The sequence below is a fragment of the Microbacterium sp. NIBRBAC000506063 genome, assembly GCF_017968845.1.
In the GTDB taxonomy this organism is placed as follows: domain Bacteria; phylum Actinomycetota; class Actinomycetes; order Actinomycetales; family Microbacteriaceae; genus Microbacterium.
On record NZ_CP072876.1, the window covers coordinates 125961 to 149848 of the forward strand.

The following is a 23888-nucleotide window of genomic DNA, read 5'->3' on the forward strand; positions in this document are numbered from 1 at the left end:
TTCACACTACAAAAGACACCGCCGACAGGGGAAGTACCGTCCGATCAGTCCGCGAGCTCCAAAAGGATCGTCACCGCCTCCGTCAGGCGCTTGTCGGCCTCGGCGAAGGCTTCCAGGTCTCCCTGGCGCAGGGCCGCGTCGCGGTCCATCATCGCCTGCTGCGCCTGCTGGAGCGCGGCGTCCCAGTCCGTCGCCGGAACCGTCGGCTCCGTCGGCTCGGTGGGGTCGGTGGGTTCGGTCGGCGTCTCGGGATCCGTCGGCTCCTCCGGGTCGGAGGGCTCGATGTCGCCATCGCCGGCCGAGGCTCCCGAGTCTCCGCCGAAGAGCACGTCGAGCGCCTCGGTGAGGGTGTCCTCGAAGGCGATCCTGTCGCCGAAGGCGACGAGGATCTTCTGCAGACGCGGAAGCTGCGTGCCCTCGGAGGACTGCACGTAGACGGGCTGGACGTAGAGCAGTCCGCCGCCGACGGGCAGGGTCAGCAGGTTGCCGTAGAGCACCTCGGACTGGCCGAGCTGGAGGACGTTCAGCTGCTGGGCGATCGCCGTGTCGGAGTCGAAGGTGTTCTGCACCTGACCGGGACCGGGCACGGTCGTGTCGGCGTCGATCTCCAGCATGTGCAGTTGACCATAGCCGTTGGCCTTCTCCCCCGGAGTGGAGCCGGCATCCGAATCCGCCGCGAGGTAGCCCATGAGCACGTTCCGGCTCTGTGCGCCCTGCGACGCCGGAATGAACGTCGAGAACATCGAGAAGCGCGGCGAGTCCTGGCCGGGCATCTGCATCGACAGGTAATACGGCGGCTGCAGATTCTGCTCGCTGCGCGGATCGTTCGGCGTCTGCCAGCGGTTGTCCTGCTGGGCGAAGGAGCGCGCGTCGTCGATGTGGTACACGCCCAGGATGTTGCGCTGCACCTTGAACAGGTCGGTCGGGTAGCGCACGTGGCTCATGAGCTCGCCGGACATCTCCGACATCGGCTTGATCGTGCCGGGGTACACCTTCTGCCAGGCCTGGAGGATCGGGTCCTCGTCGTCCCAGGCGTACAGCGTCACCGCGCCGTCATAGGCGTCGACGGTGGCCTTGACGGAGTTGCGGATGTAGTTGATGTCGTCGATCGTGAAGCTCGGCTGCGGCATGTTCGAGTCCGAGATCGCCTCCGACAGGCTCACGCTCGTCGAGTAGGGGTAGGTCGAGGCCAGCGTGTAGCCGTCGACGATCCAGACGATCCGCCCGTCCACGACGCTCGGGTACGGGTCCTTGTCGAGCTCGAGGTAGGGGGCGACCTTCTGCACACGGGTGAGCGGGTCGCGGTCGTAGAGGATCTGCGACTCCTCGTTGACGAGGTCGGAGAAGAGGATCTGCTCGGACTGGAACTTCAGCGCGTAGAGCATCTTCACGAAGGTGTTGCCGATGCGAGGACCGCCGTCGCCGGTGAAGGTCGTCTTGGTCTCGCTGGCGCCGTCCTGACCGCGCGGGAAGTCGATCTCGACGTGCTCCGAGCCCTCCGGCGCACCGACGATCGAGTAGAGCGGCGAGGCCTCGCCGAAGTAGACGCGCGGCTCGAAGTTCTCGCTCGAGGTGAGGAAGCCCGCGGTCGGGATGCCGCGCTCGAGGAAGACCGGCTCGCCGTCGCTCGTGCGCTGGTTGCCCGCGGCGACGACGAGGCCGTATCCGTGGGTGTACACCGCGGCGCGGTTGTTCCAGCTGTCGCCGTCGCCGAGCTGGTTGAGGTTGAGCTCGCGCACGGCGACGACCGTGTCCTGGATCTCGCCGTCGATCTCGTAGCGGTCGACGTCGAGGTTGTTCTGGAACTGGTAGTAGGCGCGGTACTGCTCGAGCTGGCGCACGGTCGGGCTGATGATCGCCGGGTCGATGATGCGGATCGACGCGGTGGTCTCGGCGTCCTCGCGCAGCTGACCCGCCTCGGCCTCGGTGGCGGCCTGGAACGGGGTCTTGGTCAGCCCGTCGATGCCGTAGGCGTTCTTGGTGCCGTCGATGTTGCGCTGGTAGAACTCCGCCTGCACGCTGTTCTGGTTCGGACGCACCGTGAAGGTGTTGACGACCCAGGGGTAGCCGACGCCGACGACGAGGGCGACGACGATGAGCAGACCCGTCCCGACCAGCGGGAAGCGCCAACGACCGATGACGGCCGTGACGAAGAAGAGGATCGCGACGACGGCGGCCAGGACCGTGAGGATCGCCAGACCCGGAATCGTCGCGTTCACGCTCGTGTACGCGGCACCGGTGATGCGGTCCTCGGGGGTCACGAGGGTCTTGTAGCGGTCGAGCCACAGGCTTGCGGCCTGCACGATCAGGTAGAGACCTGCCAGCACCGCGAGCTGGATGCGGGCGGCCTTGGAGATGCGCAGCTCACCCTGGCCGATGCGCACCGAGCCGTAGAGGTAGGAGACGAAGGCCGTGATCAGCAGGCTCAGCAGGAGCACCGCCGAGATAAAGGCGAGCAGGCTCGAGTAGAAGGGCATCGCGAACAGGTAGAACCCCGTGTCCATGCCGAACTGCGGGTCGAGATCGGATGTCGCGACGCCGTTGAACCAGAGCCACACCGTCTGCCAGTTGCCGGCGGCGGCGAAGCCCGCGAACAGGCCGAAGAAGATCGGCATGCCCCACATCGCCAGGCGCCGCAGCGGCTCGACGACCTCCTGATAGCGGTCCAGCTGCGAGCTCAGACGCGCGTAGACCGGGCGCAGCCGGTAGGCGAGCTGGATCGCGACGAAGAGCGGGATCGCCATTCCGAGGAAGCCGATCACGAACATGACGGCCGTGGCGATCCACTGCGTCGTCAGGACCCGCTCGAAGCCGAGCTGGTCGAACCAGAGGTACTCGGTGAAGAGCGAGGCGAACGTGAAGAACGCCACGATCAGGGCGGCGATGATCGCCAGCGAGATCGTGAGGATACGTCGGGAGGGCTGGGGCGTGGCCGTGTTCGGCGCTGAGGTCGTGGTCACGGTTCCATCCTATGCGTGATCAGTATGCGTCGGCTGTGGAGCAGGAGGGAAGCGCCTCGACGTCGCCGTCGTTCGCGATGACCTCGAGCGCCTCGAGCGCCTCTTCGAGCGTGGCCGTGCGGATCACCTGCAGACCGTCCGGGACGTGCCCGACGACCTCGCCGCAGTTGGATTCGGGGGCGAAGAAGAACTCGGCGCCGGCATCCCGTGCCCCGTAGAGCTTCTGTCGGATGCCGCCGATGGGCCCCACGGCGCCGTCGGAGTCGATCGTGCCGGTCCCGGCGAAGTCCTCGCCTCCGGTGAGCTCGCCCGGGGTCAGCTGATCGATGATGCCCAGGGCGAACATGAGCCCGGCGCTGGGGCCGCCGACGTTGTCGAGCTGGATCGTCACGTCGATCGGGAACTCGTAGTGGGTCAGCGGGTAGACGCCGATGACCCAGGAGGTCTCCCCGGCCTGGGTCGCCTGCTCCGGCACGACCTCGACGGAGATCTCCTCGCCGCCGCGGGCGACCGCGAAGGTCAGGCGCTCTCCCCCGTGCTCCTGGATCTGGGCGCGCAGGTCCGACGACGAGGTCAAGGGGAGGCCGTTGAGCGACCGCAGCAGGTCGCCCTCCTCCAGCAGCCCTCGGACGGCGAACCCTCGGCGAGACCCAGGACCTCGACCTCGGCGGGACCTCGAAGCCCAGCTCGCGCAGCGCCGCGGCGGTCGCCTCGTTCTGCGACTCGTCCATGAGCGCCGCGTTGCGCTCGTTGCGCTGCTCGGAGGTGACGCCCTCCGGGAAGATCGTGTCGATCGGGACGACGGCACGGGAGGAGTCGACCCAGGCGAGCGCGAGCTCGAACCACGACGGCGGCCGCTCGCGGTTGCCGACGACCTCGATCGTCGTCAGGCGCAGGGCGCCGCCGGTCTCGAAGGTCTCGGCGCCGTCGACCTGGATGAGCGGGATCTCGGAACCATCGCTCGCCCTGGCGGCGCCCAGGGTGTCGTACACGGGACCGGGGCGCTGGATCACGTACGGCGTCGGCAGGAAGGTCAGCACGACCAAGCCCACCAAGGCCACGACGAGCGCCCACATGCCGATGCCGAACCGACGGGCGGGGGTTGCGCCAAGAGTCCTCCTCGGATGCCGTTCGCGAGCGGCGTACACGGATCTGCGCACTGTCGGGCCGCACCCAGAAACCTGCAACTAGCGTAGTTCCCACAGCTGTTCGCGTGCTGAGAGGGCGGTCCACATGGCAGAGAACGGTCCGAACCCGGACGATTTCCAGGAGTTCCTGCGGCGCATGCTCGGCGGTGAGGGCGGAGAGCTCCCCGATATGCCCGGCTTCCCGGACATGTCCGACCTCCCCGACATGTCCGGCCTCGGCATCGACCCTCGATGCTCGGCGCGCTCTTCCAGCAGCTCCAGGGCGCCACCGCCGGCGACCCCTGGGAGCAGTCGCTACGTCAGGCCCTGCACGTCGCCAACAAGGACGGCCAGGGCCTCACCGCCGGTTCACGCACCTCGCTGGCCGACGCCTTCGGCCTGGCGAACCTCTGGCTGAGCGAGGCGACGACGATCTCCGAGCTCGCCGAGGTGCCCACGCCGATGACGCGCGGCGAATGGGTGGAGAAGACGATGCCCGCCTGGCAGGAGATCGCCACGCCCGTCTCCACGAGCATCGCCGATGCCCTGCTGAGCTCCCTCGACGGCCACGTCCCCGAAGAGATGCGCGGCGTGGTCGACGGGGCGGGGCGGTTCATGCGGACCCTGAGCACTTCGCTCTTCGCCGCGCAGCTGGGCCAGGTCATCGGCAACCTGTCGCTCGAGGTCGTCACGGGCGGCGACGTGGGTATCCCCGTACTGCCGGCGGGCACCGTCGCCGTCATCCCGCAGAACATCGCGGCCTTCGGCGAAGGGCTCGAGATCCCCGAAGACCAGATCGCGCTGTACCTGGCGGCCCGCGAGCTCGCCTACGCGCGTCTCTACCGGCACGCGAAGTGGCTGCGTCTGCACGTCATGACGCAGATCACCGAGTTCGCCCGGGGCGTCTCCATCGACATGGAGGCGCTCGAAGAGGTCGCCGAGCGCCTCGACCCCTCCAACCCCGAGGAACTGCGCGCCGCCATCGAGGGCGGGGCCCTCCTGCCGGAGCAGAGCGAGACCCAGAAGGAGGCGCTCGCGCGCCTGGAGAATCTCGTGGCGACGATCGACGGCTGGGTCGATGTCGTGACCGCGCAGGCGACCGAGCGGCTTCCGGATGGCATCCGACTCTCCGAGGCGGCCCGGCGCCGTCGTGCGGCGGGAGGCCCGGCGGAGGATGCGCTCGGGCACTGGTCGGGCTGAAACTGCGCCCCAAGCGCCTGCGCGAGGCCGCGGCGATGTGGCAGGCGGTCACGGATGCCGTCGGCGTCGCCGCCCGCGACGCCCTCTGGGACTACCCCGACCTCATGCCGCAGGCCTCCGACATCGACGACCCTTCCGCTCTCGTCGCGCGTCTGCAGGCCCGCGCCCGCGGCGAGGAGCCCCAGCCGGACGAGATCGACGAGGCGCTCGCGCGCCTCCTGGAGGGCGAGGAGGACGCCGGGGAGAACCCGGGAGACAGCCCTCCGGCGGCATGCCCGTCTAGTCCTCCACAGGGGTCGGATCCTGCCGGGTTTTCCACGATCGCGGGATTCCGGCCGCAGAGGGGCGCGCCGGCGACCACAATCGCAGCATGAGACCCGTTCGCTCGGCATCCGTCCTCCGGCTCGATCCCGCGCACCAGCCGCTGTGGCGCGACGATGAGACGCTCCAGTTCGGCCTCGACCGGCGCGCCGAGGTCGCTCTGCGCGAGCCCTGGAGCGAGCCGCTTCTGGCAGAGCTGCGCCGCGGCATCCGCGAGGAGTCCTTCGATGTCGTCGCACATAGGCTCGGTGCACCGCGCGCCTCGGCGCGCGAGTTCCTGGCCGCCCTCGACCCGGTTCTGCACCTGGCGCCACTGCTGCCGCCTCCCGTGCACGTGCAGGCGCAGGACCCTCCGATGGAGCGGGGCGCTGTGGCTGACCGAGCTGCTCCGCGAAGCGGGGTTCCCGATATCGGATGCGCACAGGCCCGAGACGGTGGCGCTCCGTGTCGTCCGCGGCACCGCCGTCTCCGCCCAGTTCGCCGCAGACCTCACCGCCGACCGCGCGCATCTGCCGATCGCCTTCGATGCCGGCGGCGCGGTGATCGGCCCGCTCGTCGTCCCCGGGCGCACCCCTGCCTGGCCTGCCGCGACGCGCAGGAGACGGCGGCCGACGCCGCGTGGCCGCGCCTGCAGGCGCAGCTGATCGGCCGCGCCGGAGGGCGATCTCCTCCGTGCGCGCCGCCCACGCCGCCCCGCTCGTCGCCGAGCTGCTCCGCGAGAAGACCCCCGGATTCCGGTATGTGCGACTCAGCGCGGACGGGACGCGGGCGTGGCACCCGGTCGCGTTTCACGAAGAATGCCGGTGCCGCGGGCGGTGGTCCCGATCTCCGCGAGGAAGCGCGACGGCACCCGATCCCGCGGCCCGAGGTCCGCGACCACGACACCGCGAGAGTGCGCGCTGCCCGCGTGATGCCGACGTAGGCCAGGCGCCGCTCCTCGTCGACCGCCTCGAAGGTCGTCGCGTAGCTGATCGGCAGCGCGCCCTCGTTCCACCCGCCAGGTGGACATGGGGCCACTCGAGGCCCTTCGCGGCGTGCAGCGTCGAGAGCGTCACGGTCTGCAGGGTCGGCTCGTGCTTGTCCTTCGCGCGCGCCATGAGCGCGTCGGCGAAGGAGCGGAGGGTGGCATCCGGGCCCGACTCCTCGGCGAGGGTCAGGATCGCCCGCCGCGCCTCCCAGCCGTCACGGAGCGCGCCGCCGGCATCCGGAGCCTCGTCGGTGTAGCCGATGCTGCGCAGGACGTCGCGCACCGCGTCCAGGAACCCGGCACTCGTCGGTGACACGGCGGCCCCGCGCAGCGCGAGGATCGCCTGGCGCACCTCGGGCATGTCGAAGAAGCGGGTGCCGCCGAGCACGCTCGTGGCGACGCCCTCGGCGGCGAGCGCCTGCTGGATGACCGCGGACTGCGAGTGCGCCCGGTACAGCACGGCGATGTCGGAGGGCGAGACGCCGTCTGCGATGCGCGCGGCGATCGCGGCCGCGATTCCCGCGGCCTCTTCGTGCTCACTCGCATAGGCGGTCACCACGGGGTCTCGGCGTCTGCGGAGTCGGATGCCGGCGAGAGCTCCAGCGCTCCGGGGCGCCCGCGCATGAGCGCGTTGGCGACGGCGAGGATCGGCGCTCGGGAGCGGTAGTTGGTCTCGAGGCGCACGAGCCGGGCTCCCGGATGCCGGCGTTCGAACTCCAGGAGGAAACGCTGATCGGCTCCCGCGAAGGAGTAGATCGTCTGGCTCGCGTCGCCCACGACGCACAGATCGTGGCGCTCCCCCAGCCAGAGCTCGAGGAGACGGTTCTGGAGCGGCGAGACGTCCTGGTACTCGTCGACCGTGAAATGCCGGTACTGCTCGCGGACGGCGGCGGCCACGCGCGGCTCCGCCTCGATCATGCCGGCGCAGGCGAGCAGCACGTCCTCGAAGTCGAGCTGATGCCGCGCGTCCTTGAGCGCCTCGTAGGAGCGCATCAGCGCGGCGAGCTGCTCGGCGCCGACCCGGCCGACGGCACGGCCGAGGGCGGCATGCTGGTCGATCGAGAGCATCGAGACCTTGCGCCACTCGATCTCGGCGGCGATGTCGCGCAGCGTCGCCTTGTCCAGGCGCAGACGCTGGGCATCGGCCGCCTGCCCCAGCAGACGCACCTTGTTGTCGACGATCGAGGGGCAGGAGACCCCGCCAGCGTCGGCCAGAAGAAGTTCAGCTGGGCGAGGGCGGCGGAGTGGAAGGTGCGCGCGGCGACGCCCTCGACGCCGAGGGCGCGCAGCCGGCCGCGCAGCTCACCGGCGGCGCGCGTGGTGAAGGTGAGGGCCATGACGCGCTGCGGCGAGTAGGCGCCCACGTCGACGCCGTGCGCGATGCGGTGGGTGATCACCCGGGTCTTGCCCGTACCCGCACCGGCGAGCACGGCGACGGGACCGCGGAGGACGGATGCCGCCTCACGCTGTCGTTCGTCGAGTCCGTCGAGCGCGCTCACGCCCCGCTCTCCCGTCCGTCCTCGTTCTCCAGCCAGTCCACGATGAGGCGCCGGGCGATCGAGGCGGGACCGGGAAGCCCCACGGGACCCTCGCCGGCGAGCGCCGAGGCGATCTCGGCGCGGGTGAACCAGCGCACCTCGACGATCTCCTCGCCGTCGGGGTGGGCCAGATCATCATCCGTCGCCGTGGCATGGAAGCCGATCATGAGCGAACGGGGGTACGGCCAGGGCTGAGAGCCGAAGAAACGCACCGCGCTCAGACGCACGCCGGCCTCCTCCTCGATCTCGCGATGCACGCTCTGCTCGAGCGACTCGCCCGCCTCGACGAAACCGGCGAAGCAGGAGAACATCCTCCCTTCCAGAGCGCGTTCGCCCCCAGCAGCAGCCGCTCGCCATCGCGGCTGGCGATCGCGACGATCACGGCCGGGTCGGTGCGCGGGAAGTGCTCCCGACCGCAGCCCGTGCAGCAACGGGACCAGCCGGCGGCGCGCAGCTCGGTCGTCGCCCCGCATCGCGGGCAGAAGGGGGCGTCGCGGATCCAGGCGGCAAGGGCCACACCCGAGGTGAGCAGCTCCGCGCTCTCCGCGTCCAGGCTCGTGGCCGCCTCGCGCACCCCTGCCCACTGCCCGCCCTCCCAGTCGGTGTCCTCGGCCTGCTCGGCCACCGCCGCGAGCAGCACGGGCGTCTCGTCCGCGCGCGCGCCGAGGAGCGCCCACGCGGCATCCGACGGCACGTCGTCGGGGCCCACGAGTACGAGCGCGCCGCCGGTGACGCGGGCGCGGCCCTCGTGCACGAGCAGCACGCGCGTGGCGGGATCGGCCCGCAGCGCCTCCAGCAGACCCGGCTCGCTGCGCCGTGCGTTCCAGCGATCGAGCAGTGCAGGCTGTGCGGGGAGGATGGTCATCGACTCCCTCTTTCGGGGCGTGGCGTGGGCGGGAGCATGGAGGACCCACCCTAACCTGGGGTCATGGCACGCTCACCCTTCACTCTAGCGGCGGCGGTCACCGCGGCTCTGCCCGGTGCGGAGGTCGCGGGGGCACGAGCCCTCAGCGCCGGCGGCGACGGCCGTTTCGACTCGGCGGTCGCGACGCTCCGCGACGGCCGCGAGCTCGCGATCCGCGTCGCCGACGAGGACGAGACGGCCCGAGAACTGGCCGCGGAGGCCCTCGCGCTGCGCGCGCTCACCCCCGGCGCCCGCGCCATGCTGCCCTTCCAGGCCCCGAGTACGTGGGAGAGACCACCGTCGGCGAGGGACGTGCCCTCGTGACCGAGCTCGTCCCCGGATTCCAGGTCGAAGCCGCCCACCTGCCCGCGGGGCCGGGCGCCGCCCACTCCGCCGGGGCCGCGATCGCCGCCGTTCACGGGCTGCCCGCCGCGGTCGTGCGCAACGCCGGGCTCCCCGAGCGCACCGCCGCCGAGGCCCGCGCCGAGCTGCGCACCCTCGTCGACCGGGCAGCGGCCACAGGACGCGTGCCCGCCCGGCTCATCGTCCGCTGGCGCGAGGCGCTCGACGAAGAGGCGCTGTGGCGCTTCGAGTCCACCGTGACCCTGGGCGGGACGCAGTCCACGTCCTTCCTCTTCGAGGATGACCCCGCCGCCGGCCCGGTCGTCGTGGGCATCGTCGGCTGGCACGGTCTCTCCATCGGCGACCCCGCCGTCGACTTCTCGTGGCTCTCGAGCGCGCCGGATGCCGCATCCGACGTCCGCAGCGCCTATGCGGTCGCCGCGGACCGCACGCCCGACGAGGCGATCGGCGCCCGCGGCAGGCTCCGCGCCGAGCTGGAGTTCGCCCGATGGCTCGTCCACGGCGAGGATCTGCGCCGGGACGACATCATCGACGACGCCGCCTCCCTGCTGGAGGCCCTCGCCGAATCCGTCCGCGAGAACGACCTCGCCGAGATCGCCGACGACGGAGCGGATGCCGCGCTCCAGTCGGCCCTGGGCGCCGCCGAGCGTCTGCCCACCGGTGAGGCGCCATCGATCGACACGTCCATGCAGACCGACACCTACTCCCCGAGGAGCTGGCCTGGGTCGCGGAGGCCGAGGCGCCGGAGTCGGAGCGGCCGGAACCCGCCCCGTCGGCGGACGGCGAGAAGGCGGGCGAGGTCGACCCCGAGGAGACCGAGGCTCAGCGGGCCGCCCGCGCGGCGCTCCAGCGCTGGACCAGCTCCTCCTCCGAGTAGACCCGATCGTCGCGGATCACCAGATCGTCGGCGACGTAGTACAGGGCGACGTCGATCTCCTCCAGCGGCACCCCGTGACGGCGGTGATAGGCCAGCCGGTAGAGGGCCAGCTGCAGCATCCGTTCCTCGCGCTCGGCGGCGTTCCGCGGCGGACGACCCGTCTTCCAGTCCACGATCTCGAGGCGCCCGCCGCGATCGGTCCGACGGTAGACGGCGTCGAGCTTGCAGATCACGATGTGATCGGGCGCCCCGGCCGCCCGGGGAGGGCGAAGTCGATCTCGGTCTCGACCTCCACCGGGGAGAGCTGTGCCCACTCGCTCCTCTCGAAGATCTCCTGCAGGCGTGAGAGGTCCGCTTCGTCGTCTGCGGAGATCGCGGCCGAGTGATCCGCCGCACTCGGTTCCTCCTCATCGATCTCCCACAGCGCCGCATCCGGCGCGGCGCCCGTCCCACGAGGCCGGAGCGATGCTCCACCCAGGCGTGGAAGAGCGTGCCCAGTCGTGTCTGACGATACGGGCGCTCGGGCATGGGCCGGACGAGGCTGCGCACCGTGCCGGCGTAGTCGGCGACGTAGTCCTTGAAACGAGAGGCCGGCACACGCGTCGGCGCGTCGGCGACGACGCCGGCCCGGCGGGCGGCGCGCTCGGCGAGCAGGCGGGACAGCTCCGGTGTGGCAGCGGCGGCGGGTTCGGCCTGCGCGCGCCGCACGGCCTCCGCCGCCCGGGTGACGACTGCGCGACGCGCGCCCAGCGGGTCCTGCGGCCAGAGCAGGGTCTTCTCGGCGCCCTCGTAGGGGTTCTCTTCGCCGTCGACCTCGGCGATCGGCTCGGCGCCGAGCACGTCGATCGCCTCGAGCAGGAACGGGCTCGCCGAACGGGGCTTCTTCTGCCCGGCCCAGTGCGAGCCTGTGAGCAGAAGATCCTCGCGGGCGCGCGTGACCGCGACATAGGCCAGCCGTCGCTCCTCTTGCTGCTGATAGTCCCGGTAGTCGTTCTTGAACCGCGTGAGTGCGCCCGGGCCGAGGCGCTCCTGCTCGTCAGAGAGGCCACGAAGGCCTTCTGCCGCTTGGCGGGGTCGGTCTCGGTGTCGTCGGGAGGGATCCACTCGAAGGTTGGCAGGGCGTCGCGATCGCCGCGGAGCGGGAAGGGCAGCACGCCGAAGCCGAACCAGCCCGAGGTGTCGGTGGGCCGGGAGGGAAGCTCGTCCGCGACCATCCGTACGACGGCGACCGCGTCCCACTCTAGCCCTTTGGAGCCGTGGATGGTCAGCAGCTGCACGACACCGGGTTCGGGCGGCTCCGCGCGAGGCATGAGCTCGTCGCTGCTCTCGGCCTTCTCCAGCCATGCCAGCAGGCTCCCGATCGTGCCGCGCTCGTCGGCGGCGAGGAAGGCGCGCACCTCGTCGGCGAAGGCACGCAGCTGCGTGGAGGCGACCCGCGCCGGTCCGCGCGTCTCGTTCGCCGCCAGCTCGATGTCCAGGCGCAGTTCGAGCTCGATGAGCCGGATCAGCTCGGGAAGCGGCTGGGTGATCGCATGACGCAGCCGCTCGAGCATCTCTCCCGCCGCCCGGATGCGCGCCCGCCCTCGGGCGTGATGCGCTCGATCAGCCGATAGCCGTCGCGGAGCCCGCGCAGCACGTCGACGGCGTCGATGATCGACACGGCCTCATCGGCGCCGCGCGAGGAACGCACGCGCGCCCGCAGCTCCTCGGGAAGCGGCAGCAGCCCCGCGTCGCGCTTGGAAAGCTCTCGGGCCAGATCGTGCAGCGCCGCCATGTCTGCCACCCCGACGCCGAAGCGCGGGCCGACCAACAGCCGGATCAGCGCCGAGCCCGCGGTCGGATCATGGATCACCCGGAGCGTCGAGACGACGTCGACGACCTCCGGCGTGGCGAGCAGTCCGCCGAGCCCGAGGATGCGGTGCGGGATGCCGCGTGCGGCCAGCGCCGCGGCGAAGGTCTGCATGTGCCGCTTGGAGCGGAACAGGATCGCCCCGTGTGCGGGCGCGGCGCATCGGGGTGCGCCCCTCGTGCGCGGCGCGCCGCTGGGCGAACCACTCTGCGACCGCCTCGGCCTCGTCGTCGACGGTGAGCGCGTAACGGATCTCGGCCCTGCCCTCCCCGGCGCCGGGCCGCGGCTCGAGCGGGGGCACGTCGAGCCCGGGCGCTGCAGCGGCACGAGCAGCCGGTTGGCGACGTCGAGGATGCGCCGCTCGTTGCGCCAGCTCGTCATCAGGTTGTGCGTCTGTGCGGGCAGCGCCTCGGCGAACGACCGGGAGAACGCGTAGAGGTTGTCGGCGCTCGCGCCGCGCCAGCCGTAGATCGACTGATGCGGGTCGCCCACGGCCATCACGGCGCTGTCGCGGAAGAGCTCCGCGAGGAAGCGCGTCTGGATCACCGAGGTGTCCTGGTACTCGTCCAGCAGCACGACCCGGTGCTGCTCGCGCAATTCCTCGCGCACATCCGGCGAGGACTCCACGATGTCGTAGGCGCCGGCGACCTGGTCGGCGAAGTCGAGCACCCCGCGGCGCTGCTTCTCGACGAGGTACTCGCGCACGAGCGCGGTGAGCGCCGGAAGCGCCTGCAGGTTGCCCGCCGCCTTGTCGACGTCGCCGTTGCTGCGCCCGGGGCGAACGCCGCCGCCTGCTCCACGGCGATCCGATCCGCGCGGTCCAGGTCGGCGCGATGATCAAGAGCGTCGCCGGCCAGACGCTGCACCGCATCGACCACAGTGCCCACGGCCAGGTCGATGTCCTCCAGCCCCGGAAGATCCGCCCGGAGCACGACGTCGCGCGCGAGCATCCATGAGGCCGCCTGGCTCAGCATCGCGGCATCCGGATCCCGCCCGATCCGGGCGGCATGCTCGCGCACGATCCCGTCGGCGAAGGCGTTGTACGTCGAGACCCGCGGACGGATCAGCACGTCTTCGGCCGCGGGCGTCGACGCCGGATCCCACCCTGTGTCGAAACGGACCGCGAGCTCATCGAGCACGTGTCGGCGCACAAGGGCGCGCTGGCGACCGGGGGCGGCGTCGTCGACCCTCGTGAGCGCCCCGGATGCCACGATCTCCGGCAGATGGGCGAGGAGCCCTCGCCGCCCGTACTCGTCGATGACCGCCAGCCGCGCCCCGATGCGTTCGGCCAGCTCCCCCGCCGCTTTGCGCGTGAACGTCAGCCCGAGGATCTCATCGCGACGCACGTGCCCGTTCGCGACCAGCCAGACGACCCTCCCCGACATCGTCTCGGTCTTGCCGCTGCCGGCCCCGGCGACGACGAGCGCGGGCGACGGCGGCGCCTCGATCACGCTCTGCTGCGCCGGCGTGGGCGAAGGCAGTCCGAGCGCTGCGGCGACGTCGGTCGCGCTGATCCCCGCGAACCCTCCCAGGCGGTCATGCGCTCACCGCGGGGATCGTGTGGATCCGGCAGGGCTTGCCGCGTCCCTGCATGTCGGCGCAGTGCGCCTCGACGTGCGCGGTGAAGCTGCTCGCGGACATCCCGCGCGCCGCATCCGCGACCCGCCGCAGGAAGGCGGTGCGGGCGTCGTCGTCGAGCCGGTGCTGATGGGCGATGCGGAAGTCGCTCCTGCTGAGCGTCTTGGCGACCAGCAGCAGGCGGGCGCCGGCGAGCGCCGCCGGGTCGGCGCCGTCGATCAGCCCGTGCCGGACGGCGATCTGATAGGCGGCCAACTGCGCGTTCTCGGCGACCTTGGCGTCGGTCTCGGGCTCGTACTTGCCGGTCTTCAGGTCGACGACGACCACGCGCTCCCCGTCGCCGCCCATGCCCGTCCATCCGTTGCCGCGGGCGTCGGGGAACTCGCCGGCCCCGGACGGATAGGCCTCCACCCGGTCGATGAAGCCGTGGATGATCGCCTCCTGCGCCGCGGCGGCGTCACCCTCTCCGATCGCGCGCACGGAGTTCTCCCCCTCGGGGTCCGCCTCTTCGAGCGCCACGGCGAAGCGGAACTCGACCTCGCCGGCGATGAGCCTGCCGCCCTGGCGCGCGGCATCGCCCAGGTAGCCGTGGAGACGGTCGATGTAGGTGTCGGCGCGGCGGCGTTCCTTCCGCCCGATCCACTCGGCCTCGAAGTCGAGCTCGGGCCAGTGCTCGGCGAGGATCGCCCGCATCCGCTCCAGGTCGCCGTCGGGCACCCTCTCCATCGCCTCGTGCACGATCGTGCCGATGCCGGCCGACGGCGGCAGCACGGTGTCTCCGCCGAGGGCGGAGACCGCCCAGTTCAGGCCGCACTCCTCGAAGGACTCCATGCGCGAGGGCGACACATGCGCCGCCTCGGCCGTGAGGTCGCGCAGGGGCGCCTGCGTCGACGGCGCGGCCATGCCGTACCACTCCTCGGGATCCGCGCCGGGCACGCCCTCGCGCGCCAGCACGGCGAGCTGCTGGGCGGCCTCGCTCCTCTCCTGCTCGGACGAGGACGTCGTCAGCGTGCGCCGGTGCCGCATGACGAGCCCGCGCAGCGTCAGCGGATGCTCCGCCGAGGGATGGTCGGATGCCGGAGGCGGCTCGGGCAGGAAGGAGAAGAACGGGCTCGGGCCCGTGTCGTCATCGTCGACGGCGGTGACGACCAAGAGGCGACGCGCCCGCGTCAGCGCGCGGACGAACAGCCGCAGTTCATCGTGCAGCGCGGCCCTGCGACGGTCCAGTAGGGCGGCATCCGGGCCCGACAGTCGCCAGGCCGAGAGCATGCCTCCGCGCAGTCGAACGTTCGGCCACACCCCCTCTTGCACGCCGGCGATGACGACGGCCTCGTACTCCGTGCCGAGCGCCGACGCCGGGGTGAGAAGCGTCACGACGCCGGGCCTGTCGGGGCGGAGAGGCTGTCTTCGGGGACCTCGCTGCCGAGGATGTCGTGGATGAACACCGCCGGGCGCTCGTCGGGCGTGCGCTCCACGAAGCGCTTGGCCGCATCGAACAGCGCCACGAGACTGTCGAGCGCGCGGGCGATCTCCGCGCCCCGGGTTGCTCGGCGGCCGCCCGCCACCTGTTCTGGAGTCCTGACCGCTCCCACACCCGCCACAGCAGGTCATGGGCCGTCTCTCCCGCCGCCGCGGCGGCGGCGGTCTCGGCGAGGGTCGTCGCGAAGCGCCCCGCGACGCGCGCCTCCGGAGCGTCGATCAGGGTGAGATGAGCGGGATGCTCCATGGCCTGGCGCAGCAGTTCCATGGCGGGTGTCGTCCCCCCGTCGGCGAGCTCCCGGTGCCGCAGCCGGGCGCGCAGCCGGCGCAGCCCCACCGCGTCCAGGCCGCCGAAGGGCGAGCACAGCGCCTCGGCGAGCTCCTGCGCCGTGCGCTCCCCCGCGGGCTTCAGCGCGAGGGCCACGATGCGCACGATGTCGCGCACGGCGTTCTCGCTCGCCAGTGGGCGCTGCACGCCGGCGGATCGTGTGGGCACCTCACGCGCCGCCAGCTCCGCCTCCAGTGCGAGGATCTGGCGCGTGTCATGGGCGATGACCGCCATGTCGCCCCAGGCGATGCCGCCGCTGAGGTGCCAGTCGCGCAGGACGCCCGCGACCCGGTCGGCCTCTTCGTAGGTGGAGGCCGCGAGGAAGGTGGAGACGGCCGCATCCTCGTCGTCGGATGCGGGCGCCGGCGGCCTCCGGTGCTCGACCCGGCCGGCGACGCCGATGGCCTGCGTGAGCGTGCGGGTGAGCGCCGTCAGCGCCGGGACCTGACGGTGGGCTCTTCCAGCACGAACACCCGCTCGAGGGAGGTGACGAGCTCGTCGAACAGCTGCGGGCTCGCGCCGCGGAAGGTTCCGGAGGAGATGTCGGGGTCGCCGAAGGCGAGCACCGCGATCCCGCGTGCGCGAAGCGCCCGCACGAGGGACACGCCGCCGGGGGTCAGCTCCTGCGCGTCGTCGATGAGCACGATGCGCAGGTCGGACAGTGGGCCGAGGGTCGCATCGTCGACCCGGCGCAGGAGTGCCGCGGCCTCGCTGACGAGGTCGGGGATGTCGCGGTGCGCGGAGCGCATGTGCTCCTGGACGGCCCGGTACTCGGTGAGGAAGTCACCCACAGAACGCCACGTCTCGTTGTCGGAGGCGCGCAGCTCGGCGGCGGTCACGCCACGCTCCGTGCACTCGGCGAGGAAGGCCCGCAGCTCGGAGCGGAAGCCCGTCGAGGCCCGCACGGCGGGGCTGAGCTGCGCCGGCCAGCGACTCGGCGCGCCGTCGGCCTCGTCGTCGGCATCCCCGGCGAGCAGGTCGGCGATGATGCGATCCTGGTCGGCGCCGGTGAGCAGTGCGGGAGGCTCCTCGCCGGCACGCACCGCCGCCGCGCGCACCACCTGGAACGCGAAGGACGCCAGCGAACGCGCCAACGGCCCCGGCGTCGCCTGGCCGATGCGCACACCGATCGCGTCGCGCAGGTGCGTCGCGGCCTGCCTGCTCGGCGTCAGCACGAGGAGCGCCTCGGGCGGGAGCGCATGGACCTCCAGCAGGGCGATCACCCGCGCGACGAGCGTCGTCGTCTTCCCCGTTCCCGGTGCCCCGATCACGACGCCGGATGCCGAGACGGCCGCATCGATCACGTGTCTCTGCGCGGCATCCGGTGTCATGCTCTCCACGCTATCGGGCGGCGCCGACACTCCCGGACGGGCGGTAGAGTTGGGGCATCCCGATCTACGCGAGGAGCACGAGTGGAAATCCGCATCGGCATCATCAACAGCGGCCGTGAGCTGAACTTCGAGACCGGCGCCACCTCTGCCGAGGTGCAGAAGCAGGTCGCCGACGCTCTCGACCAGAACGCCACGCACATCACGCTGAGCGATGTGAAGGGCAACTCCTACATCGTCCCGACCGCCAACCTCGGCTACATCGAGCTGGGCACCGAAGAGTCCCGCCGCGTCGGCTTCGTCGCCTGATCGCGCATGTACATCCTCATCGCGCTCGTCCTGGCCTGCTCGGTCGGCATCGCCGCGCACTACTCGCTTCCCGGCCGTGATCTGCGCGGGTCGTCGTGAGCCCGGCGATCGCCACGGTCGCCGCCGGGGCGATCTACACGGGCCTGCAGTGGGCCGGCGTCGCCGAGAACAACTTCTGGCTGTGGCTGGCCAGCGTCGGCGGCGGCATCGCGATCGGCGTCGGCGCCACGATCGCCCTCACCCGCTCGCGCGAGCAGCGCGACGCCGCCCGTGCCGAGGAGCTCGGACTCACTCCCCGCTGAGACGGCATGTGGCCCTCCGCGGGCGCGCCGGCGCATCGGTTAGGCTCGCGTCATGAACGCCTCTCGACGCACGCTCGCCCTGCTCGCCGTCGGCCTGCTCGCGCTCTCGAGCTGCGCCTCCGAGCCCGCCAATCCCGTCGCCACCTTCGAGGTCGCGGGCTCTGAGACCTTCAAAGTCGAGCTGGTCACCCCGGAGTTGGTCGAGCACGCCGAGAGGCTCCTTGCCGGCGACGACGTCGCCGCCATCCCCAACGGAATCGTGGTGCGCGGCGAAGCGAGCGTCAACGAACCGTGGTCGTGGCACATCGACCCGCGCAGTTCGAGTTCGCGCGCGCGACGACCGAGGTCTGCGACGGGCTCCCCTCCTTCGTAGAGGACGAGACCGTGACCAGCCCTACTACTGCCCCTGGAGCGCGGTCCTCGTCTCGATCGACTAGCTGGCCAGTCCGAGTCCGTCCATCCGGCGCGCGTGCGCGGACATGAGCTCGGTGTAGACGGGCTCCACGCGCTCCTCGTCCGCGAGGGCGAGCCGCTCTGCCCGCAGCGCGCCCGCGCGACGAGGATCGTGTCGCCGACGAGGCGCCTCGCCCACATCGACAGGAGCGAGCGCCACTCCGGGTCGGAGTCGATCGTCGCGCGCAGGATCCGCACGACGTCCTGGTGGGCATCGTCCTCGCTGAGGATCTCCGCGACCCGCTCCCCCGTGTCGCCGTAGCTGGAGGCCAGGGCGAGATAGAAGTCGTCGAGGATCCCGGCGGTGATGTAGACGGCCAGCAGCGTCTCGCGCTGGCGAGCGCCGATCGTCTTCCGGCGGAAGGCGTCGAGCCCCTCCTGGAAGGGAAGCATGAGCTCGGTCGGATCCGCTCCGCGCTCCCGCATGACCTCCACGATCTGACGGTGCTTGTCCAGGGCCGCCGCGGCGGCACGCGAGATCGATTCCTTCTCGACGAGGTCGGGAGTGGCCCGGATCATGCGCGAGAGCGTCTCGAAGTAGCCCAGCTGGAGATACGCGGCCTGTCCGAGGAAGCGATCCAGCTCCGGGGCGAGCTCGGCGAAATCGACACGGGTCGCGTCGCCCAGCTCGCCGCGCGAACGCAGTTTGAGAGCACGCCGCGGCTTCTTGCGCTGCCAGAACCAGGTGACCACGTGTTCAGACTACTCGGCCACCGGGCGGCCTCGGGTAGGCTTGTCACGCCCTGCCATCGGAGCAGGGCCCCGCGCCTGAGAATCCATGAACGGCGTGGAACTTCATTTCGAGGCGGCGCGGCCGCCGGACAGGCACGTGAACTGCAGTGACAACTTTCGCTGATCTCGGTATCGATCAGGACATCATCGACGCGCTCGCCTCCCGCGGGATCGTGGACGCCTTCCCCATCCAGGAGCAGACCATCCCCCTGGGGCTTCCCGGGCAGGACATCATCGGACAGGCCAAGACCGGCACCGGAAAGACGTTCGGCTTCGGCATCCCGGTCGTCCAGCGTCTGGGTCAGGACCCGGAGCCCGGCGTCAAGGCGCTCATCGTCGTGCCGACCCGTGAACTGGCCGTGCAGGTCTACGAAGACATCGACCTGCTCACGAGCAACCGCTCCACGAGCGTGGTCGCGATCTACGGCGGCAAGGCCTACGAAGGGCAGATCGAGCAGCTCAAGGCCGGCGCGCAGATCGTCGTGGGTACGCCCGGACGACTCATCGACCTGGCCGGTCAGCGCCTGCTCGACCTCTCGAACGCGACCGAGGTCGTCCTCGACGAGGCCGACAAGATGCTCGACCTCGGCTTCCTCGCCGACATCGAGAAGATCTTCCAGAAGGTGCCGGCCATCCGCCACACCCAGCTGTTCTCCGCGACGATGCCCGGCCCGATCGTCGCCCTGGCGCGCCGCTTCATGAGCAACCCGATCCACATCCGGGCCACCGATCCCGATGAGGGTCTGACCCAGGCCAACATCAACCACCTGGTCTACCGGGCCCACTCGCTCGACAAGGACGAGGTGATCGCCCGCATCCTGCAGGCGAACGGCCGCGGCAAGACGGTCATCTTCACGCGCACCAAGCGCGCCGCCCAGCGGCTGGTCGACGAACTGGGCGACCGCGGCTTCAACGTCGGCGGCGTGCACGGAGACATGGGTCAGGAGCAGCGCGAGCGCTCGATGGCCGCGTTCAAGGCCGGCAAGCGCGACGTCCTCGTCGCCACCGACGTCGCCGCCCGCGGCATCGATGTCGACGACGTCACCCACGTGATCAATCACACGATCCCCGACGACGAGAAGACCTACCTGCACCGCGCCGGCCGCACCGGCCGCGCCGGCAAGACCGGCATCGCCGTGACCTTCGTCGACTGGGACGACCTGCACAAGTGGGCTCTCATCAACCGCGCCCTCGAGTTCGGCCAGCCCGAGCCCATCGAGACCTACTCCTCGAGCCCGCACCTGTACACCGACCTCGACATCCCCGAGGGCACCAAGGGCCGCCTGACGACGGCTCCCAAGGCCCAGCGCGACGGTCAGCGAGGCTCGCAGCGTCCGTCCAAGGCATCGGATGCCGCGGAGCAGGGCACCGACGACGGCACGACCCGCCGGCGCCGCCGGCGGCGGCGCGCCTCGGGAACCGGCGACACCTTCGCCCAGGGAACGGATGCCGTCGCCGACACCTCCTCCACCGCCGCTCCTGTGGCGACCGTCGACCGCGACTCCGACGGCGCGGGCACGCACGACGGCGCCGGCAAGGAGCACCACGACGGGCGCCCCGCGCCCTCGCGCCGGCGTCGCCGTCGCCGCGGCGGCTCAGGCGGTGCGGGCGGCGGTGCTCCGGTCCAGAGCGCGTGACGGCGGGTACACCCACGCCACGAGCACGACCGAGATGATCATCAGCAGGAACCACGAGCTCAGCTTCGAGAGCGAGACGAGTTCCCAGCCGTCGGCCTGATTCGGGTACAGCCAGGCCCCGGCCCAGGTGCCGATGTTCTCGGCGAGGTAGATGAACACCGCGACGCCGGCGAACACCGCCAGCAGCGGAAGCCTCAGCACCCGCCGCCAGACGCGCGCGTGCATGACGGTCGGCAGCCACAGGACCACGACGGCGATGAGCAGCACCCACCGCGCATCCCACCAGAAGTGGTGCGTGAAGAAGTTCACGTAGATCAAGGCGGCGACGATCGCGGTCAGCCAGCGCTTCGGATAGCGATCGAAGCGCAGGTCGTGCAGCCGGTAGACGCGCACCATGTACGAGCCGACCGCCGCGTACATGAACCCGCTGAACAGCGGCACGCCGCCGATCCTCAGTATGCCGTCGGCGGCATAGGCCCAGGAGCCGACATCCGTCTTGAAGATCTCCATCACGGTCCCGGTCACGTGGAAGAGCACGATCACCCACAGTTCGCGCCCGGTCTCCAGGCGCCCGGCGATCATCGCGACCTGGATGAGCACGGCCACGATCGTCAGGAAGTCGTTGCGCGCCAGCAGGGCGTCGTCGGGGTACCAGAGCCGCGCGGCGATGATGGCCACAAGCAGTGCGGCCCCGAAGATGCACGCCCACGCCTGTTTGAGCACGAAGACGCCGAACTCGATCAGCCCCGCCCGCACGCCCCGGTCCGAGGCATCGCGCAGGAGGCGATGGGCGACGGCGTCGATGCGTCGCTCAAGGGCGGTGGATTGCTGCACCCCTCGACGCTAGCCGACGACCAGTCGATCACCCTCCCAGGCGACCGGCCGCGGGTCGGTCACGCCGCCGACGAATCGCCCCTCGTCATCGAGATGCCGGAAAGCGATGAACAACCACTTCTCCTCGTCGCGGCGGCGCACGAGACGGCCCACGTAGAGTTCATCGTCCGCAATCGGATGGGCCGCTCCGACGTCGAACGGGCCCGTCAGCGAGTTCGACGGCACCGCCCACACCGCGCCCTTAGGGAATCGTGCCCTCCGGGTCGGCGAGGAGTGCTCGCCGAGGCAGGAGAACAACAGCACGGGCCTGCCGTCGACGATCTCGCTCTGCATGACTTCGAGCTGGCCGAACCCCGCATCCGACGGCGAGCTGAGAGGTTCACGGAGCCTCCAGGTCTCAAGATCGTCCGAAACGGCGTGTCCGACGACACCGCGTCCGTGCACCGGACCTTCGTTCGCGCGCGCGGTCACGAACATGTGCCAGCCTTCGCCGTCCGGATCGGCGAACACCCAGGGATCGCGGAAGGCCTCGTCGTGCCACTGGGAGGAGTCGATGCGCTCGTACCACCGGCCGTCGGCCTCGAGCACGGAATCCGGCGACTTGGTCCAGGTGTGGAGGTCGTGCGAGATCGCGTAGCCGATGCGCTGGACGTTGCGTCCGCCCGACTCCAGTCGCGCGCCCGTATAGAACATGAACCAGCGTCCGTCGGGGTGGCGCACCACCGAGCCGGTCCAGGTGGCGAGCTCGTCGAAGGCGGGGGCGTCTCCCCTGACGAGCGCGTCGGCGACGCGTGTCCACGACACGAGGTCGTCTGACACGGCATGCCCGATCGAGGCGCGATGATGCCGCGCATCCGGATCGTGCAGCGCCCGTGAGGCATAGAGGAAGAAGAGGTGGTACCGCGTCCCGTCGTCGGCGAACCAGAAGTCCCATACCCAGGAGTCGGGGAGGTCGAACACGTCAGAGATGTCCTTTCGATCGAACGAGGTCGGCGAGGTCGGCGCGTCGCGGGGGATCCATCCCGGCCCGCGACACCGTGACGGCCGCGGCGGCCACGCCGCGGGAGAGAAGCCCGTCGAGATCGTCCGCGGTGAATGCCGCGAGCGCCCGCCGGATCTCGTCGGCATCGTCGCCGAGAGCGAGCAGAGCGTCGATGATGGCACCCATGAAGGTGTCGCCCGCACCGACGGTGTCGACCACGTGCACGCGCGAAGCCCTCACGCGCACGATCGCCGAGCCGTGCGCCGCCAGGGCGCCCTCGGCGCCCTCCGTGACGACGACGAGCGTCGCGCCGAGCCCGAGCCACAGGCGCGCGACCCGCTCCGACGTGAGACCGGGATACAGCCATGCTGTGTCGTCCGCGCTCGCCTTGACGACGTCGGCGACGCGCACGAGACGCTCGACCCGTGTGCGCGCAGCGACGAGGTCCTCCGCCAGTGCCGGACGGATATTGGGGTCGAAGGTCACGAGGGTCTCTGCAGCGACCGTCTCGACGACGTCGGCGACGACGTCCGCTCCGGGCGGGAGCGATGCCGCGACGGAGCCCGTGTGCGCGATGCGCGCCGGAGGCAGGGCGAGCGCGGCGGGCAGATTCCACTCGACGTCGAAGGAGTACTCCGCATCCCCCGTCCTGCCGATGAGTGCATCCGCGGTCCCCGTCCTTCCGGGCACCGAGGCCAGCACGGTCTCGACGCCGGATGCCGCGAGCCACTCGCCGACGCGCCTTCCGCGCTCATCGGCGGCGAGGGTCGTGACGAGTACGACGCGGCGATCGAGGCGTCCGAGGGCGACGGCGACGTTCGCGGGGCTCCCGCCGGGGCTCTCGGCCGCCCCGGCGGGAGTTCTGACGATGTCGACGAGTGCTTCTCCGAGCACGACGACATCGAGCATGGTGCCGGTCATCCCTTGACCCCGCTGGCAGCGATACTGCTGACGAAGGCTCGCTGGAAGACCAGGAAGACGATGAGAACGGGGATCGTGATGAGCGAGGTGTAGGCCATGACCTCGCCCCACGCCGTGTTCAGCTGGAAGAAGTACTGCATGCCGACCATCACCGGCCGCAACTCCTCACGCTGCACGACCATGAGCGGCCACAGATACTGGTTCCACGCGGGCAGGAAGGTCAGGATCGCGACCGTCGCGAAGGCCGGTCCCGACAGGGGCACGATGATCCTGCGGTAGATCGCGAACCAGCTCGCGCCGTCGATGCGGGCGGCCTCGTCGAGCGACTTGGGGATCGTCGAGAAGTACTGCGCGAACAGGAAGATCGAGAAGGCGTTCGCGATGAACGGCACGATCTGCACCTCGTAGGTGTTCAGCCAGCCGAAGTCGTACTTGAGCATGCCGCCCTCCAGCACGAGCGTCGGCAACTGGTTGACCCAGTAGACCATCGGCACCGCGATGGTCTCGAAGGGAACGATGAGTGTGGCGATGACGACGGCGAGGACGACGACGCGCCCCTTCCACTCCAGCCGCGACAGGGCGAAGCCGGCCATGGAGTTGACCACGAGCCCCAGCCCCACCGTCAGCACGGTCACGAGCACGGAGTTGAACAGGAACTGCGCGACGGGCACGCGGTCGAAGACGCCGAAGTAGTTGTCGAGACTGATGTCGCCCACCGGCAGGAACGCCGCCGGAGAGCCGATGTCCCGGAGGATCTGGCTGTCGGGTTTGAGACTCGAGACGAACATGAACACGAGCGGGAACAGGAACACGAGCGCGAGCAGCGACATGGCGAGGTAGGTGAGCACCTTGCTGCGCAGGCGCCGCCTGCTCTCTGTGGCGGTGGCCATGGCGGTCAT

Annotated in this window: 23 protein-coding genes and 3 pseudogenes; 8 read left to right on the plus strand and 18 right to left on the minus strand. The window is 70.8% G+C overall.

The genetic code is table 11. The features are described from left to right. Window positions 1-44: 44 nt before the first annotated feature. Both KAE78_RS00740 and KAE78_RS18155 read right to left on the minus strand, forming a co-directional pair. The gene (locus tag KAE78_RS00740; RefSeq protein WP_223171372.1) at window positions 45-2960 is read right to left on the minus strand and encodes a UPF0182 family protein; all 2916 of its coding nucleotides are present in this window, start codon (window positions 2958-2960) and stop codon (window positions 45-47) included. 19 nt (window positions 2961-2979) lie between these two features. Further along, window positions 2980-3537 (minus strand): S16 family serine protease, encoded by a 558-nt coding sequence (locus tag KAE78_RS18155; protein ID WP_317451804.1) that lies wholly within the window; start codon window positions 3535-3537, stop codon window positions 2980-2982. Between the two features lie 152 nt (window positions 3538-3689). Here KAE78_RS18155 and KAE78_RS00750 point away from each other — a divergent pair, with 152 nt between their 5' ends. The 3 genes and pseudogenes from KAE78_RS00750 (at window position 3690) to KAE78_RS00760 (ending at window position 6252) form a co-directional block, all read left to right on the plus strand. Continuing rightward, window positions 3690-4151: a hypothetical protein gene (locus tag KAE78_RS00750; RefSeq protein ID WP_223171373.1), complete on the plus strand. Its 462-nt coding sequence runs from the start codon at window positions 3690-3692 to the stop codon at window positions 4149-4151. Between the two features lie 42 nt (window positions 4152-4193). After that, window positions 4194-5661: pseudogene (locus KAE78_RS00755) on the plus strand (zinc-dependent metalloprotease). Window positions 5662-5835: 174 nt separating this feature from the next. Then, window positions 5836-6252 carry a hypothetical protein gene (locus tag KAE78_RS00760; RefSeq protein WP_223171374.1) on the plus strand — a complete coding sequence of 139 codons (417 nt, stop codon included), beginning with the start codon at window positions 5836-5838 and terminating at the stop codon, window positions 6250-6252. A gap of 104 nt (window positions 6253-6356) precedes the next feature. On the opposite strand, the pseudogene KAE78_RS00765 reads toward KAE78_RS00760, so the two are convergent. The 3 genes and pseudogenes from KAE78_RS00765 to KAE78_RS00775 all read right to left on the minus strand — a co-directional run bounded on the left by KAE78_RS00765 (window position 6357) and on the right by KAE78_RS00775 (window position 8978). Beyond that, a pseudogene (locus KAE78_RS00765) lies at window positions 6357-8074 on the minus strand (ATP-dependent helicase). Then, window positions 8071-8424 carry an NAD(+) diphosphatase gene (locus KAE78_RS00770; protein ID WP_223171375.1) on the minus strand — a complete coding sequence of 118 codons (354 nt, stop codon included), beginning with the start codon at window positions 8422-8424 and terminating at the stop codon, window positions 8071-8073. Before KAE78_RS00770 ends, KAE78_RS00765 begins: the two are co-directional and overlap by 4 nt. Further along, window positions 8331-8978 (minus strand): NADH pyrophosphatase zinc ribbon domain-containing protein, encoded by a 648-nt coding sequence (locus tag KAE78_RS00775; protein ID WP_223171376.1) that lies wholly within the window; start codon window positions 8976-8978, stop codon window positions 8331-8333. Before KAE78_RS00775 ends, KAE78_RS00770 begins: the two co-directional genes overlap by 94 nt. Before the next feature lie 63 nt (window positions 8979-9041). On the opposite strand from KAE78_RS00775, the gene KAE78_RS00780 reads away from it, so the two are divergent. After that, a complete protein-coding gene (locus KAE78_RS00780) occupies window positions 9042-9341 on the plus strand; it encodes a hypothetical protein (protein WP_223171377.1) in 300 nt (99 codons plus the stop codon). 445 nt (window positions 9342-9786) lie between these two features. Here KAE78_RS00780 and KAE78_RS00785 read toward each other — a convergent pair whose 3' ends face one another. The 7 genes and pseudogenes from KAE78_RS00785 to KAE78_RS00820 all read right to left on the minus strand — a co-directional run bounded on the left by KAE78_RS00785 (window position 9787) and on the right by KAE78_RS00820 (window position 15725). Further along, the gene (locus tag KAE78_RS00785; protein WP_223171378.1) at window positions 9787-10062 is read right to left on the minus strand and encodes a hypothetical protein; all 276 of its coding nucleotides are present in this window, start codon (window positions 10060-10062) and stop codon (window positions 9787-9789) included. 140 nt (window positions 10063-10202) lie between these two features. Then, on the minus strand, window positions 10203-10571 hold the full coding sequence (locus KAE78_RS18160) for a PD-(D/E)XK nuclease family protein (protein ID WP_317451805.1): 369 nt from the start codon (window positions 10569-10571) through the stop codon (window positions 10203-10205). Between the two features lie 93 nt (window positions 10572-10664). Further along, window positions 10665-11810 carry a 3'-5' exonuclease gene (locus tag KAE78_RS00795; RefSeq protein ID WP_223171380.1) on the minus strand — a complete coding sequence of 382 codons (1146 nt, stop codon included), beginning with the start codon at window positions 11808-11810 and terminating at the stop codon, window positions 10665-10667. Then, window positions 11762-12763, minus strand: a pseudogene (locus KAE78_RS00800) (UvrD-helicase domain-containing protein); the annotation flags it as partial. The gene KAE78_RS00795 and the pseudogene KAE78_RS00800, both read right to left, overlap by 49 nt. Further along, window positions 12649-13638, minus strand: a complete 990-nt coding sequence (locus tag KAE78_RS19155) for a UvrD-helicase domain-containing protein (RefSeq protein WP_411156005.1) — start codon at window positions 13636-13638, stop codon at window positions 12649-12651. The gene KAE78_RS19155 and the pseudogene KAE78_RS00800, both read right to left, overlap by 115 nt. A gap of 4 nt (window positions 13639-13642) precedes the next feature. Next, window positions 13643-14953, minus strand: coding sequence for a PD-(D/E)XK nuclease family protein (locus KAE78_RS00815; RefSeq protein ID WP_317451806.1), 1311 nt, complete (start codon window positions 14951-14953; stop codon window positions 13643-13645). Further along, complete coding sequence (locus tag KAE78_RS00820) at window positions 14880-15725, minus strand: hypothetical protein (RefSeq protein ID WP_223171381.1); 846 nt, start codon at window positions 15723-15725, stop codon at window positions 14880-14882. The genes KAE78_RS00815 and KAE78_RS00820 overlap by 74 nt, the downstream gene beginning before the upstream one ends. A gap of 91 nt (window positions 15726-15816) precedes the next feature. Here KAE78_RS00820 and KAE78_RS17055 point away from each other — a divergent pair, with 91 nt between their 5' ends. Beyond that, window positions 15817-15939 (plus strand): hypothetical protein, encoded by a 123-nt coding sequence (locus KAE78_RS17055; protein WP_262927692.1) that lies wholly within the window; start codon window positions 15817-15819, stop codon window positions 15937-15939. On the opposite strand, the gene KAE78_RS00825 is transcribed toward KAE78_RS17055, so the two are convergent. Further along, window positions 15923-16822: a UvrD-helicase domain-containing protein gene (locus KAE78_RS00825; protein WP_223172355.1), complete on the minus strand. Its 900-nt coding sequence runs from the start codon at window positions 16820-16822 to the stop codon at window positions 15923-15925. The two genes, KAE78_RS17055 and KAE78_RS00825, sit on opposite strands and share 17 nt — an antisense overlap. 81 nt (window positions 16823-16903) lie before the next feature. Between KAE78_RS00825 and KAE78_RS00830 the strand changes: the two genes are divergently transcribed. Further along, window positions 16904-17128 (plus strand): DUF3107 domain-containing protein, encoded by a 225-nt coding sequence (locus KAE78_RS00830; protein WP_223171382.1) that lies wholly within the window; start codon window positions 16904-16906, stop codon window positions 17126-17128. Between the two features lie 95 nt (window positions 17129-17223). After that, window positions 17224-17430: a hypothetical protein gene (locus KAE78_RS00835; RefSeq protein ID WP_223171383.1), complete on the plus strand. Its 207-nt coding sequence runs from the start codon at window positions 17224-17226 to the stop codon at window positions 17428-17430. Window positions 17431-17469: 39 nt separating this feature from the next. Here KAE78_RS00835 and KAE78_RS00840 read toward each other — a convergent pair whose 3' ends face one another. After that, window positions 17470-18576 (minus strand): ferritin-like fold-containing protein, encoded by a 1107-nt coding sequence (locus KAE78_RS00840; RefSeq protein ID WP_223171384.1) that lies wholly within the window; start codon window positions 18574-18576, stop codon window positions 17470-17472. 146 nt (window positions 18577-18722) lie between these two features. Between KAE78_RS00840 and KAE78_RS00845 the strand changes: the two genes are divergently transcribed. Further along, window positions 18723-20252, plus strand: coding sequence for a DEAD/DEAH box helicase (locus KAE78_RS00845; protein ID WP_223171385.1), 1530 nt, complete (start codon window positions 18723-18725; stop codon window positions 20250-20252). Here the strand turns inward: KAE78_RS00845 and KAE78_RS00850 are convergent. Genes KAE78_RS00850 through KAE78_RS00865 form a run of 4 tightly spaced genes read right to left on the minus strand, consistent with a single transcriptional unit; the run spans window position 20211 to window position 23888 of the window. Beyond that, window positions 20211-21086 carry a DUF817 domain-containing protein gene (locus tag KAE78_RS00850; RefSeq protein ID WP_223171386.1) on the minus strand — a complete coding sequence of 292 codons (876 nt, stop codon included), beginning with the start codon at window positions 21084-21086 and terminating at the stop codon, window positions 20211-20213. The genes KAE78_RS00845 and KAE78_RS00850 overlap by 42 nt on opposite strands. Before the next feature lie 9 nt (window positions 21087-21095). Further along, complete coding sequence (locus KAE78_RS00855) at window positions 21096-22046, minus strand: family 43 glycosylhydrolase (protein ID WP_223171387.1); 951 nt, start codon at window positions 22044-22046, stop codon at window positions 21096-21098. Between the two features lies 1 nt (window position 22047). Then, window positions 22048-22989 carry a PfkB family carbohydrate kinase gene (locus tag KAE78_RS00860; protein ID WP_223171388.1) on the minus strand — a complete coding sequence of 314 codons (942 nt, stop codon included), beginning with the start codon at window positions 22987-22989 and terminating at the stop codon, window positions 22048-22050. Continuing rightward, entirely contained in the window at window positions 22986-23888 is a 903-nt protein-coding gene (locus tag KAE78_RS00865; RefSeq protein WP_411155966.1) for a carbohydrate ABC transporter permease, read from the minus strand. The genes KAE78_RS00860 and KAE78_RS00865 overlap by 4 nt, the downstream gene beginning before the upstream one ends.